Below are 13,137 nucleotides of genomic sequence, written 5' to 3'. Positions count from 1 at the left end.
AATCTCCCGATCAACGGAGATCAAAATGTGGGAGCGGGCTTGCTCGCGAAGAGGGAGTGTCAGTCAACATTAATGTGTCTGACCCACCGCATTCGCGAGCAAGCCCGCTCCCACATTGGGTCCGTGTTCAGTCTGCTGGTTTTGCGCGCCGGGCTTTGAAGAACTCGCTGAGCACCGCCCCGCACTCCTCCGCCAACACCCCGCCTTCATACAGCACCCGGTGATTCAAAAAGCCCTGGGTAAAGAACTGCCCCTGGCTCTGCACGATCCCCGCCTTCGGCTCCAGCGCCCCGTACACCACCCGCGCAATCCGCGAATGCACGATCAGGCCTGCGCACATGCTGCACGGCTCCAGCGTCACATACAGCGTACTACCCGGCAGACGATAGTTGCTTACGGCCTGGGCGGCGGCGCGGATTGCGACCATCTCGGCATGGGCGCTCGGGTCGCTGCTACTGATCGGGCAGTTGAAGCCGCGACCGATAATTTCCCCGTCCTGCACCAGTACCGCGCCCACAGGCACTTCGCCAAGGGCCGCGCCTTGGGCCGCCAGTGCCAGGGCCTCACGCATGAATTCGCGATCACGGCTGCGGTCGATGATAGCGACGGGACGAATCTGACGCATCACGCCACCTCGATAGCGGCCATCAGGCCAGTTTCCATGTGATCGATCACATGGCAGTGGAACATCCATACACCCGGGTTATCCGCCACCAGCGCTACCTGCGCGCGCTCGCTCTTGCCCAGCAGGTAGGTGTCGGTGAAATAGGGAATGACCTTGTGCCGGTTCGAGGCGATGACCTTGAAACTCATGCCGTGCAGGTGAATCGGGTGCTGGTACTGAGTCATGTTCTTCAATTCGAAAATGTAGCTCTTGCCCTTCTCGAGCCTGGCAATCGGGCGGTCGGCGCAGGTCTTGTCGGTGATGTCCCAGGCCTTGCCGTTGATCTGCCACAGGCTCGGAGGCTTGCCGTTGTCGACATTGACTGACACCGAGCCGACCCATTCAAAATTGAAGTTGAGTTTCTCGGCATTGGCCAGGTCCGGCTCGGCGATCGGGTTGGCCGGCAGTGCCGGCGGCCACTCGCTCGGCGCATCGGTATTGGCCACCGAACGGAACGTACCCAGGCGCACCGGGCCGTTGCGCAAAGACAACTCCTCACCGGCCGGCGGGGCCTTGATCGCCAGGCAAATGCGCATGCCCGGACCGAGCCAGTACTCCTTGCCGAGCGGTCGTGGTTCGACCGGGTTGCCGTCCAGCGCATAGATCTGCGCCTCGACGCCGGGAATGTTCAGGCGATAAGTCAGGGTGTTATCGAGGTTGAGCAGGCGTACACGGGTGATCTGCCCGGCCGGCAAGTCGATCACCGCTTGCGGCACGCCATTGATGGTCGCCAGGCGCCCCGCCGTACCGCCACGGGCCGCTTCACGGGGGATGCTGAACTCGACGAAATTACCGACGTCGTCGACATGCCAGCTCTTGAGGCTCAAGGTCTTTTCATACTTGAAACCGGTAGGCTCGCGTTCGTCGATGATCAACGGGCCGACCAGGCCACGACCGAGCTCTTCACTGCTGTTCACATGCGGGTGATACCAGTAGCTGCCAGCATCCGGCACGCGGAATTTGTAATCGAAGTACTCACCCGGCAACACCGGCAATTGCGACACGTAAGGCACACCGTCCATTTCCAGCGGCAGGCGAATGCCGTGCCAGTGAATGGTGGTGGCGACCGGCAAGTGGTTGATGAACCGCACCCGCAGCCATTCACCCTGGCGCACCCGCAATTCAGTGCCCGGCGCCGACGGGCCGAAGGCCCAGGCCTGGGTCTTGTGCCCGGCTACCAGTTCCACGTCCAGCGGCGCTGCGATCAGCTCGTAGTCGTGGCCCGCCTCGGCGTCAGCCATCTTGCCCAGCCAGTAGCGCGACGCGCCCCCCGCTCCGACACCAACGACAACAAGACCGGCCAGGCCACCGAGGATTTGGCGACGGGTAAACGACATGAACTCAACTACCTCACATGACAACGGCGGGCGCAGGCCCGGAAAAGGCGAATACGATACACCTGCAATTGCGAAACAGTAAGGGCGGCGCGGCGGATGGACGCAGGGCGGCATCGGACATACAGGCTAAAAAGGGAAGCGGTACAGCCCTGTCCCTACCCGAAATCGAATCGCAAATGGATGTAACTATGTAGTGCACATGCCCTCGACCAAATGGGCATGACCCTGGCCGGCCAGTCGAAACCGCTGTAGCGCGCGCAAAAAAGCCGTGTGAAATCACACGGCTTTTGATGTTGCAGCGCTCAGGCCATCAAGGCTGGCGCGGGATCACTCCCATCCAATGGTTTTTTTCAACTCAGGTCGATCACGATGATCTCGCAAAGATCGCCGGGTTTCAGATCCTGCGTGTTGTGAAGCTCTGATTGGGCCTTCAGTTCGTCCACCAGTGGCATGCGCGGCACTTCAGTCGGTGCACCTTTCTTGCCGCCATGCTTGCCCGCCATCGTCGACATCACGGTCTTGAGGCGATCGGGTGTCTGCTCCTCGTTGCGTTTGTTGAAGCGTTTCCACATCGCCTTGGGCGTTGCGTTCAGGCTGCCGTGATGTCCGACCTTGTAGAAATCGACGTCGTCGAGCAGTTCCGCCATGTTCGATTGGAGCGCGTAGTTCCAGTTCTCCAGTTGCGCATCACCAGGGAACAAAAGTTTCCTGGTTCCCGCTTCGAACAACAGGATGAGGCTCGTATTGTTCATGGCGTCATCCAGCGCCGTGACGATCCCGAGCAACTGATCAGCTTCCGCGTTGTCGACCCGTTCCGCGACCCAGCGCATCTCGCTTGGCAGGCGCGTCTTGCGAAACATTTCCTCTTTCGATAGATGTGGGAACAGCTTGCTGTTCGACTGCGTAGCCACCTCGCCATCCGCACCGAGAGCCACCAGGGGACTCGCACGTAACCAGTAATCGCTCGAGGCTTTCGCATACTTTTTGATCGACTTCGACTGCTGCAATGTCGGGGGGCCCAACACGTGCACCTTGATGTTCGGCAGGACTTCATCGAGAGCGACATCACAGCCGTGAAACAGATAGACGTTGCGTGTCTCATCACCGGCCATGGTCATCAGGTTCTTTACCGCGGAGAGGTTCTTGATGTTGTCCTCGCCGAGAAAGCGCAGACGGTCGGCGAACGGCCATTGGGCGCTGAAGCCCTTCTCGCTGTCAAGACGCCGCACCACCGATTCGGCGATGGCATGCATGCTTTCGAGCGAGGCAACACGCGTGTCAAACGCCTTCTTCACCGCTGCCGCATCAGTCGGGCCCGCCCAGTTCTCAGGTGCTTCGGGCGCCTCGGTCCATGGCTGCAGCACGCGATCAGGCTTCAGTGCCCGGATCACATCACCCGTACCATCGCCATTGTCAGACGTCGCGAACCCGCTGATGTGATCGGCATGCCGGTGGGTGGCGACCACGATGTCGAGCTTGCCGCCACATTGCTGCGCGATGTCGTCGGCCACGCGCTTCATGTCCGCCTCCGGATCGCTTTTCGGCATGCCGGTGCTGCCGAAATCGATCAGGATGTGCCTGGTGCTGTCGTCGCTGTAATCGAAGCGCAGAAGAAAGCAGTCGCCGAATCCGACCTGGTAGGCACGAATTGTCGCCTTGACGGGTTGCGGTCCTGCGGCGTGAGCGGTAGTGACCATGGTGTCAATCCTCCATGCGCGCCAGATGCATGTTCGAGAAGCGCATGCGCGCCTCGTCGCGTGGCATGCGCAGTTGCCCTGTATCGCGCAGGTACTCAAGGCGCCGTACTTGCCGCGCGCCATCGAGAAGGCCATTGCAGATGTGGTACTTGACGCGACCGTACTGGTCGAAGACGACGACACCACCGCCGAAGAGATCGGCCCGCGTGCGGGTCGTGAAGCCCTCGGGCAAGGGTTTGATGCCGCACTCCGACATCAGCTCGGATCCGAAGAAATGCCCGATCTGGACGTACTGACAAATCGTTTCCCGGAACGGAATGCCGTCGGGATCGACACGCAAGGCCGCGTCGATCGACTGCACTTCCGTATAGCCCTGATCGGTGATGCCAAGTGCCTCGCGGTTTTCCCAAAGGAAGCGAAAGCATTCATCAGGGTCACGCGTCAGAGCTTCGGCATTGCTGCGCGAATACTGCAGCTCATCCGGCGTCGAAAAACGCGGCCAGCATCCTTCGGTGTCAGTTTGTCCGCAGGGCGGGACGATGCCATAAGCCTCGAAGGAACTCCTGATCTGCGTGCGATAACCGAACCGGCTGTCATCCGGCACCAGCTCGCGATCCGCCGTGAGCAGCCCGGCCAGGAACTGGCCAAAATCGAGATCGGTCGGTGGACAATAGTCGATCGCGCGGATCGACATCTGCAACAACTGCGCCGCGGCCTTGGCTCCTTCCTCGACGACAGACTTGAGGTTGTAGCCACCACCTTCGAATGTGCCGAGCTGGGCGATGCGTTCGGTCCATAGTTCGACGAAGGCGCGTAGCATCGCTGCCACGAGGACTTCGCCTCGTCGGTGCGGCTCCAGCATTTCGGAGGCGTTGAGAATGTCCGGATCAGGCGCGATCTTGACTGATTGGCGCAGAGCCTCGCGTCCACCATCCGCAATGGCGCCGATCTCTGCAGCGATGCCGAGCAGGATCGACGATCGAATGACATCGCCCGTCACCTCCTCGGCAGGGATCAGCTGCATCGGCTCGCCGAGGCCCGGCAGTTTGTCATTGAAGCCCAGACCCGCTGCGACCACTTCGGGCAGCGAGAAGATCGAGAGGATCGCAACGATGTCAGCGAAGCCTTCATGGAAGGCGGCCTGGTCGGGACCAGACGGCTCCGTGTAGCGCGTACGCAGGCCGTCCAATACCGCATGCGTCGTCTCATGTGCAATGACGTCGTGGCTGAGCGCGGTGAAGACCGGCTTCATCTTGTCGTCGAAGAAGTAGCCAAACATCAGCGTCCTGTCGGGCTCTGAATAAAAGGCGTTGGCCAGCGCGAAGGCATGTGGCGCAATGTGCAGCTGATGGCCGCCGAACGACCAGCGGACGCGGCGACCGAGCGCGCGCTCGAACAGACCTAACGTGCGCATCGCGATCGCATAGCAGTTCTGGGCATGAAAATTGGGATTCGCGAGCAGGCGGGCCTGGTAGGCCTTGTCGTGCAGTGTTTCGCCGTCCTGCGGCGCGAAGGGATCGAGCAAGACATTGACGTCTTGATAGCGTTGGCAATCGGCGTAGGCGCGCCGCTCGGTCGCGTTGTAGTCGACCACCTTGATCCTGTAGCCAGTGGGGCCCCAAGCCAGGATCTCGGCGGGCAGGTCGACCTGCGCGAACACTATGGGTCCGTTATCGCTCAGGCGCAGACCGGGATCCTTGGCGATGACGGTAAGTTTACGCACGGATGGCAGAACAGTCATGGAAGCGTCCTCTTGCGAAAAAGCTACTCACAGACTTTATGCGTTGTACTGCGTGTGCATCATCTGGTTTGGGTAGAGTAGATGAACTCATGCAGGCCTGCGCCGATGTTGCCCATCAAGCCGCAGGCGCTGCCCGTTCACCCTAAGGAATTCAACGACTTAGAAATTTGGAAGCCGCAATCGATATTGTATTCACGATCATCGACAGCCCTGCCCTCCTCTAAGCCATTGATTCACATAGGTAGTACAACCACCCTCACTCCCACTCAATGGTCGCCGGCGGCTTGCTCGACACGTCGTAGGTGACGCGGGAGATGCCTTCGATTTCATTGATGATGCGGCCGCTGACGGTTTCCAGCAGTTCGTAAGGCAGGTGAGCCCAACGCGCGGTCATGAAGTCGATGGTTTCCACGGCACGCAGGGCCACGACCCAGGCGTAACGACGGCCATCGCCTACCACGCCAACCGATTTCACCGGCTGGAACACCACGAAGGCCTGGCTGACCTTGTGGTACCAGTCGGCCTTGCGCAGTTCTTCGATGAAGATGTGGTCGGCGCGACGCAGCAGGTCGGCGTATTCCTTCTTCACTTCACCGAGGATACGCACGCCCAGGCCCGGGCCCGGGAACGGGTGACGGTAGACCATGTCGTACGGCAGGCCCAGTTCCAGGCCCAGACGACGGACTTCGTCCTTGAACAGCTCGCGCAGTGGCTCAACCAGCTTGAGGTTCATTTCTTCCGGCAGGCCGCCCACGTTGTGGTGCGACTTGATCACGTGGGCCTTGCCGCTTTTCGCGCCAGCCGACTCGATCACGTCCGGGTAGATGGTGCCCTGGGCCAGGTACTTGATGTTGTCCAGCTTGCAGGATTCGGCATCGAACACGTCGATGAAGGTACGGCCGATGATCTTGCGCTTCTTCTCCGGGTCGGCTTCGCCGGCCAGGTTGCCGAGGAACTGCTCTTCGGCGTTGGCGCGGATCACCTTGACGCCCATGTTCTCGGCGAACATGGCCATTACTTGCTCGCCTTCGTGCAGGCGCAGCAGGCCGTTGTCGACGAACACGCAGGTCAGCTGGTCGCCGATGGCTTTGTGCAGCAGTGCGGCAACCACAGAGGAGTCAACGCCGCCGGACAGGCCGAGCAGTACATTGTCGGTGCCGACCTGGGCGCGAACCTGGGCGATGGCGTCTTCAGCGATTTTCGACGGCGTCCACAGTGCTTCGCACTCGCAGATGTCGAGGATGAAGCGCGACAGGATGCGACCGCCCTGCTTGGTGTGGGTCACTTCCGGGTGGAACTGCACGCCGTAGTAACGACGCTCGTCGCTGAACATGCCGGCGATCGGGCAGCTCGGGGTGCTGGCCAGGATGTGGAAGTCTTCCGGCATGCGGGTGACCTTGTCACCGTGGCTCATCCACACGTCGAGGCCGAACAGGCCATCGGCGTCGATGTGGTCTTCGATGCCGTCGAGCAGGCGGCTCTTGCCGACCACGTCAACGCGGGCATAACCGAACTCACGCAGCTCGGAACCTTCAACCTTGCCACCCAGTTGCTCGGCCATGGTCTGCATGCCGTAGCAGATACCGAAGACCGGTACGCCCAGGTCGAAGACGGCTTGCGGGCAGCGCGGGCTGTTGGCTTCGTGAACCGACTCTGGGCCGCCGGCGAGGATGACGCCTTTAGGAGCGAATTCGCGGATCGCATCTTCGTCCATGTCGAACGGATGCAGTTCGCAGTACACGCCGATTTCACGCACGCGGCGGGCGATCAGCTGGGTGTACTGGGAACCGAAGTCGAGGATCAGGATGCGGTGGGCGTGAATGTCGAGGGCCATGATTCAGTCTCGTCTAAAAAATTCGGAAACAGTCGTGATTCAGAAACAACTCGGGGCTGAATAAAACAGCCCCGGTTGCTTAGCTTGTTGCTTGAAGGCTCAACCTACGCGGTAGTTTGGCGCTTCTTTGGTGATCTGCACGTCGTGAACGTGGGATTCGGCCATGCCGGCGCCGGTGATCCGCACGAACTCAGGCTTGGTGCGCATCTCTTCGATGTCGGCACTGCCGGTGTAGCCCATCGAGGAGCGCAGGCCGCCCATCAGCTGATGGATGATCGCGCTCAGGGTGCCCTTGTACGGAACACGCCCTTCGATGCCTTCCGGAACCAGCTTCTCGGCGCCTGCCGAGGAGTCCTGGAAGTAACGGTCGGAGGAACCTTGGGCCTGGGACATGGCGCCCAGCGAACCCATGCCGCGATAAGCCTTGTACGAACGACCCTGGAACAGTTCGATCTCGCCCGGCGCTTCTTCGGTACCGGCGAACATCGAGCCCATCATCACGCAGGAAGCACCGGCCACGATGGCCTTGGACAGGTCACCGGAGAAACGGATGCCGCCGTCGGCGATCAACGGTACGCCAGTGCCTTCAAGGGCAGCGGCGACGTTGGCGATGGCACTGATTTGCGGCACACCGACACCGGCGACGATACGGGTGGTGCAGATCGAGCCAGGGCCGATACCGACCTTGACTGCGTCAGCGCCAGCTTCGGCCAGGGCCTTGGCGGCAGCGCCGGTGGCGATGTTGCCGCCGATGACCTGCACTTCAGGGAAGTTCTGCTTGACCCAGCGAACGCGGTCGATCACGCCCTTGGAGTGACCGTGAGCGGTGTCGACCACCACCACGTCAACGCCGGCGGCGACCAGTGCAGCAACGCGGTCACCGGTGTCTTTACCGGTGCCGACTGCAGCACCAACACGCAGACGACCTTGATCGTCCTTGCTGGCCAGCGGGTAAGCCTTGGCTTTTTCGATGTCGTTGACGGTCATCATGCCCTTGAGGGCGAATTTGTCGTCGACGATCAGCACGCGTTCGATGCGGTGCTTGTGCAGCAATTCACGCACATCGTTCTTGTCGGCGCCTTCCTTGACCGTGACCAGACGCTCTTTAGGCGTCATCACTTCACGGACAGTGGCTTCCAGACGGTTCTCGAAACGCACGTCACGGGAGGTGACAATGCCGACCAGGTCGCCATTGTGCAGCACCGGAACGCCGGAGATGTTGTGCATGCGGGTCAGTTCGAACAACTCGCGCACGGTGGCGTCGGCGACGATGGTGATCGGGTCCTTGACCACACCGGCTTCGTAACGCTTGACCTTGCGGACTTCGGCAGCTTGCTGCTCGATGGTCATGTTCTTGTGGATGATACCGATACCACCTTCCTGAGCCATGGCGATTGCCAGACGGGCTTCAGTGACGGTGTCCATGGCGGCGGAAACCAGTGGAATATTCAGCTCGATGCCACGGGTAAGGCGGGTCTTGAGACTGACTTCGTTAGGAAGCACCTCGGAATAACCGGGCACTAGGAGAATGTCGTCGAATGTCAGAGCTTCTTGGCTGATACGCAGCATCGCGGGGGCTCCCGAGCGGGAAAATGGAAGCGCGCCATTATAGTCAGACACCCCCTCGGGTTCAATGTAAAACTCTGTCTATTATTGGCATTACTGACATACGGAGATTGGCGCCCCCTACAACTCGACTTTCACCCAACTGACCGGCTGATCGAGCCAATCGGCGAATTCATCGATAAAGCTCTGCTTGAACCCGGCTTCGGCCCAGTTATTGAAGATGAAACCGAGGTTGGAAAAGCCGCATTCCTGCAGGAACAGGAAGCCGTTGATGTCGTCTTCATGCCCGCATTCGGGGCAGGTGAAGTTGTCGGTACGCCCCGGCATCCAGTCTTCCAGGCTTTCGAACAGGGCTTCACCGACTTCCTTGCGGCACTCGGCGCAGCCCGCCTCTTCAAGGAAACCCTTGGCTGGCGTATAGATGCAGCGCTTGGTGATGATCTCCAGGCCATTGATCGGCTCGCCGAACGGCAGGGCTTCGGGGTGCAGGACCACTGCGCGGGCACCGTCGGCGATGGCGTGGGCCATGCGATTGCCGGTGCGGCCACAGGTGGTCAGTTCTTCCTCGATGATGTTCTTGCGCACCAGCCAGCGCACGACGGCCCGGGCCCGGGGTTCGTGTACCGGCAGTGTGGAGATTTTCGGGACGATGATGCTTTGGGAATTCATGGGTACAGGCCTGAAGCTTTAATAAAGGAACTTGAGCATTCACAAATTATAGGTCGACCCGTAAAGTCGGGCCGGACCACTGAACCTGTGGGAGCGGGCTTGCTCGCGAATGCGATTTGTCAGTCAACTCATGCATCGACTGACACTCCCTCTTCGCGAGCAAGCCCGCTCCCACATGGGTTATAGACCTGCCCGAGAGAGTTTTTACAGCTCTACGACAACCGCCTGCGAAGCACGGGTCGCTTTGGCGCGGGCAGCTTCGATCGATTCGTCGCGCGCCAGGGCCACGCCCATGCGGCGCTGGCCGTTAACTTCAGGCTTGCCGAACAGGCGCAGCGCGGTATCCGGTTCACTCAGGGCAGCACCCAGGTTGGCGAAAGCGGTCTGGGTCGACTGCCCTTCCACCAGGATCACCGCCGAGGCCGAAGGCCCGAACTGACGGATCAACGGGATCGGCAGGCCGAGAATGGCCCGTGCGTGCAGGGCGAACTGCGACAAGTCCTGGGAAATCAGCGTGACCAGGCCGGTGTCGTGCGGGCGCGGCGAGACTTCGCTGAACCATACCTGATCGCCCTTGATGAACAGCTCGACGCCGAACAGACCACGTCCACCCAGGGCTTCGGTCACAGCCTTGGCGACGCGTTCGGATTCAGCCAGGGCAACCGGGCTCATGGCTTGCGGCTGCCAGGATTCCTGGTAGTCGCCCTTCTCCTGACGGTGGCCGACCGGCGCGCAGAACGTGGTGCCGCCAACGTGGCGCACGGTCAGCAGGGTGATTTCGTAATCGAAGTCGATGAAGCCTTCGATGATCACCCGACCTTTACCGGCACGGCCACCTTCCTGGGCGTAGTCCCAGGCTTTCTGCACGTCATCGACGCTGCGCAGCAGGCTCTGGCCCTTGCCCGAGGAACTCATGACCGGCTTGACCACACACGGGAAACCGAGGTCTTCGACGGCTTTGCTGTAGTCCTCGAAGGTGTCGGCGAAGTGGTACGGCGAAGTTGGCAGGTCCAGCTCTTCGGCGGCCAGGCGGCGGATACCTTCGCGGTTCATGGTCAGTTGCGCGGCGCGGGCGGTCGGGATCACGGTGAAGCCTTCAGCTTCCAGTTCCACCAGGGTCGCGGTGGCGATGGCTTCGATTTCCGGCACGATGAAGTGCGGCTTCTCGGCTTCGATCACGGCGCGCAGCGCAGCACCATCGAGCATGTTGATCACGTGGCTGCGATGCGCCACCTGCATGGCCGGCGCGTTGGCGTAGCGGTCCACGGCAATCACTTCAACGCCCAGGCGTTGCAGCTCGATCACCACTTCCTTGCCCAACTCGCCACAGCCACACATCAATACGCGGGTCGCGGTCGGCGACAATGGGGTTCCGATACGGGTCATCTGAAGGTCCTCAAGATGCGGATCATCAAGGGTCGCGTCGCCATGCGCGCTTCCCATGGGGAGAAAGCGCGGCATTTTACATGAACTTCAGCTGACGACAGCCTGTTTGCGCAGACGCCAGGCCATGATCAGCCACACGGCGGTGACCCCGGCGAACTTCGAACCCAGGGCGGTGAGGATCACCCCCGGCGTCAGGGCGTCGATCATGCCGAAAAAGATAAAGGTATCGAGGGGAATGCTCAGGGCCGAACTTATCCACAGGCGATCATGCAGCGGGCGCCTGGTGATGCTGAACACCAGCCAGTCGATGCACTCGGAAACCGCGAACGCCGTGGCGCTGGCCAGGGCGATGGACGGATCGGAGGTGACATAGGACAACACCAGCGCCACCAGCATCGCCGCGAGGGCGCCATGCCCGAATCGGGCCTGCACCATGTCGCGCAACACAAACACCAGCCCGCCCCAGGCCGACCAAATGATGTCCAGGTGCGGCGCGGTGGAAAAGGCGTAGTTGATCAGCACGACGCTGCTGATGTAGGCGATCAGGAAGAGCATGGCGTGTACAAGTACCTGTCAATTTTGTGCACAGGGTACTTCAGCTGACCACAAAGTCAAAAAGATCGCAGCCTTCGGCAGCTCCTACAAGGATCGGTGTAGGAGCTGCCGGAGGCTGCGATCTTTTGATCTTCTATTACTGACCAGGCGTTTTGCCGATCATCCACACCAACCCACTGGTCTTCGCCCGCTCATGACACAACCCCAGCACCTTGCGCCGCTCGTCGTTGTCCATGCGGCTCCAACGGGTAATCTCCTCCACCGTGCGTTGGCAACCGGTGCAAATGTCATCGTCATCCAGCGCACAAATATTCACGCAGGGCGATGCTACCGGGCGTTCGGTGGCGGTCATTGTTCCTGCTCGGCCAGGTCGCGGGCATAGCGCTGCGAGTTGTGCACGTAGTGAGCAGCGCTGGCTTCCAGCATCTTGATCTGCGGCTCGGTCAATTCGCGCACCACTTTGCCGGGCGAGCCCATGACCAGCGATCCGTCCGGAATCTCCTTGCCTTCACCGATCAGCGAGTTGGCGCCGATGATGCAGTTCTTGCCGATCTTCGCGCCATTGAGAATCACCGCATTGATGCCGATCAGGCTGTAGTCGCCGACGGTGCAGCCGTGAAGCATGGCGTTGTGGCCAATGGTCACGCCGGTGCCGATGGTCAGCGGGTAGCCCATGTCGGTGTGCATCACGGTACCGTCCTGGACGTTGCTGTTCTTGCCGATCAGGATCAATTCGTTGTCGCCGCGCAATACGGCGTTGAACCAGACGTTGGCGCCCTCTTCCAGCTTGACCTTGCCCACCAGCACGGCATTGGGTGCGACCCAGCTCTGTGGATGGGTTTCGACGCGGGCGTCGCCCAGGCGGTATTTCATTGTTTGTTCCTCAAGGCTCAGGCAGGCTTTTTGTCAGCGAAATCAGGACTCAGGCCATTCGAACGATGGCTTCAGATATTGATAAAGCTTTTGGGAGGCTGATGCAGGCTGATTTTGGCGTCATACAGCAGGTTGATCAACTCGACGATCATGATCGCCGTCAGCCCCCAGATCTTGTATTCGCCAAAGCGATAGCTCGGCACGTACCAGCTGCGGCCCTGATAATCGATGCGATGGGTATGTTCGCGGGGGTCTTTACGGAAGAACTCAAGGGGCACGCTGAACACCGCGGCGATCTCGGCATCGTTGGCCTGGTATTGGACAAAATCCGGGATCACCCCGACATAGGGCGTGACCTTGATGCCATGCAGGCTGATCAGCGGACTGAGCGGGCCGATCACCTCGACCAGCCCCGGCGGCAGGCCGATCTCTTCTTCGGCTTCACGCAGGGCGGTGAAAATCAGGTCGGGGTCTTCGGGGTCACGGCGTCCGCCGGGAAAGGCGACTTCGCCGCCATGGGTCGACAGGCCGCTGGCACGCAGGGTCAACACCAGCTCGGGCTCGTCACTGCGGGTGATGGGCACCAGCACCGCGGCCTCGGGAAAACGACGGTCGGTCTCCAGTGTGCGTGGTGTGTGGTTACTAACCCGATGCAGTAGCTCATCCAGCATGAGTGTTCTCGATCTGTGCCTTACCCGGCATCATGCACCAATCGCTGCGGCCGCCCAACCCCCGCAACCGCCCCATGTCGCGAAACGACAACTTGCCGACCGGCACTGCCGCACGCCAAGATAGGCGCAGCATTCAGGAACCCC

The 13,137-nt window shown here is 60.7% G+C and carries 13 protein-coding genes; all 13 read right to left on the bottom strand.

The window, feature by feature from the left end; all coding sequences use genetic code 11:
- Window positions 1-127 precede the first annotated feature (127 nt).
- The 13 genes from tadA to AC3IP0_RS05105 all read right to left on the bottom strand — a co-directional run bounded on the left by tadA (window position 128) and on the right by AC3IP0_RS05105 (window position 13,126).
- The gene (tadA, locus tag AC3IP0_RS05165; protein WP_489326800.1) at window positions 128-625 is read right to left on the bottom strand and encodes a tRNA adenosine(34) deaminase TadA; all 498 of its coding nucleotides are present in this window, start codon (window positions 623-625) and stop codon (window positions 128-130) included.
- Window positions 625-2,001 (bottom strand): multicopper oxidase family protein, encoded by a 1,377-nt coding sequence (locus tag AC3IP0_RS05160; RefSeq protein ID WP_489326798.1) that lies wholly within the window; start codon window positions 1,999-2,001, stop codon window positions 625-627. The genes tadA and AC3IP0_RS05160 overlap by 1 nt, the downstream gene beginning before the upstream one ends.
- 350 nt (window positions 2,002-2,351) lie before the next feature.
- Window positions 2,352-3,698, bottom strand: coding sequence for a ComEC/Rec2 family competence protein (locus tag AC3IP0_RS05155; RefSeq protein ID WP_489326796.1), 1,347 nt, complete (start codon window positions 3,696-3,698; stop codon window positions 2,352-2,354).
- Between the two features lie 4 nt (window positions 3,699-3,702).
- Window positions 3,703-5,439 carry a gluzincin family metallopeptidase gene (locus AC3IP0_RS05150; protein ID WP_489326794.1) on the bottom strand — a complete coding sequence of 579 codons (1,737 nt, stop codon included), beginning with the start codon at window positions 5,437-5,439 and terminating at the stop codon, window positions 3,703-3,705.
- Window positions 5,440-5,695: 256 nt separating this feature from the next.
- Window positions 5,696-7,273, bottom strand: coding sequence for a glutamine-hydrolyzing GMP synthase (gene guaA, locus AC3IP0_RS05145; protein WP_008053207.1), 1,578 nt, complete (start codon window positions 7,271-7,273; stop codon window positions 5,696-5,698).
- Between the two features lie 99 nt (window positions 7,274-7,372).
- A complete protein-coding gene (gene guaB / locus AC3IP0_RS05140) occupies window positions 7,373-8,842 on the bottom strand; it encodes an IMP dehydrogenase (RefSeq protein WP_008053208.1) in 1,470 nt (489 codons plus the stop codon).
- 117 nt (window positions 8,843-8,959) lie between these two features.
- Window positions 8,960-9,508, bottom strand: a complete 549-nt coding sequence (locus AC3IP0_RS05135; RefSeq protein ID WP_046040989.1) for a hypothetical protein — start codon at window positions 9,506-9,508, stop codon at window positions 8,960-8,962.
- A 204-nt stretch (window positions 9,509-9,712) separates the two neighbouring features.
- Complete coding sequence (purT, locus tag AC3IP0_RS05130; protein ID WP_046040988.1) at window positions 9,713-10,894, bottom strand: formate-dependent phosphoribosylglycinamide formyltransferase; 1,182 nt, start codon at window positions 10,892-10,894, stop codon at window positions 9,713-9,715.
- Window positions 10,895-10,981: 87 nt separating this feature from the next.
- Window positions 10,982-11,449 carry a VUT family protein gene (locus tag AC3IP0_RS05125; protein WP_057716267.1) on the bottom strand — a complete coding sequence of 156 codons (468 nt, stop codon included), beginning with the start codon at window positions 11,447-11,449 and terminating at the stop codon, window positions 10,982-10,984.
- A 136-nt stretch (window positions 11,450-11,585) separates the two neighbouring features.
- Complete coding sequence (locus AC3IP0_RS05120; RefSeq protein WP_489318500.1) at window positions 11,586-11,801, bottom strand: DUF1289 domain-containing protein; 216 nt, start codon at window positions 11,799-11,801, stop codon at window positions 11,586-11,588.
- Window positions 11,798-12,322 (bottom strand): gamma carbonic anhydrase family protein, encoded by a 525-nt coding sequence (locus AC3IP0_RS05115; protein WP_151213897.1) that lies wholly within the window; start codon window positions 12,320-12,322, stop codon window positions 11,798-11,800. Before AC3IP0_RS05115 ends, AC3IP0_RS05120 begins: the two co-directional genes overlap by 4 nt.
- A gap of 71 nt (window positions 12,323-12,393) precedes the next feature.
- A complete protein-coding gene (locus AC3IP0_RS05110) occupies window positions 12,394-12,993 on the bottom strand; it encodes a CoA pyrophosphatase (RefSeq protein WP_150754488.1) in 600 nt (199 codons plus the stop codon).
- On the bottom strand, window positions 12,983-13,126 hold the full coding sequence (locus tag AC3IP0_RS05105; RefSeq protein WP_172435319.1) for a hypothetical protein: 144 nt from the start codon (window positions 13,124-13,126) through the stop codon (window positions 12,983-12,985). The genes AC3IP0_RS05110 and AC3IP0_RS05105 overlap by 11 nt, the downstream gene beginning before the upstream one ends.
- Window positions 13,127-13,137 lie beyond the last annotated feature (11 nt).

This window comes from Pseudomonas sp. GL_103 (genome assembly GCF_057835175.1).
The sequence above is the reverse complement of the archived record's forward strand: the minus strand, read 5'-3'. Positions and strand labels throughout refer to the sequence as shown.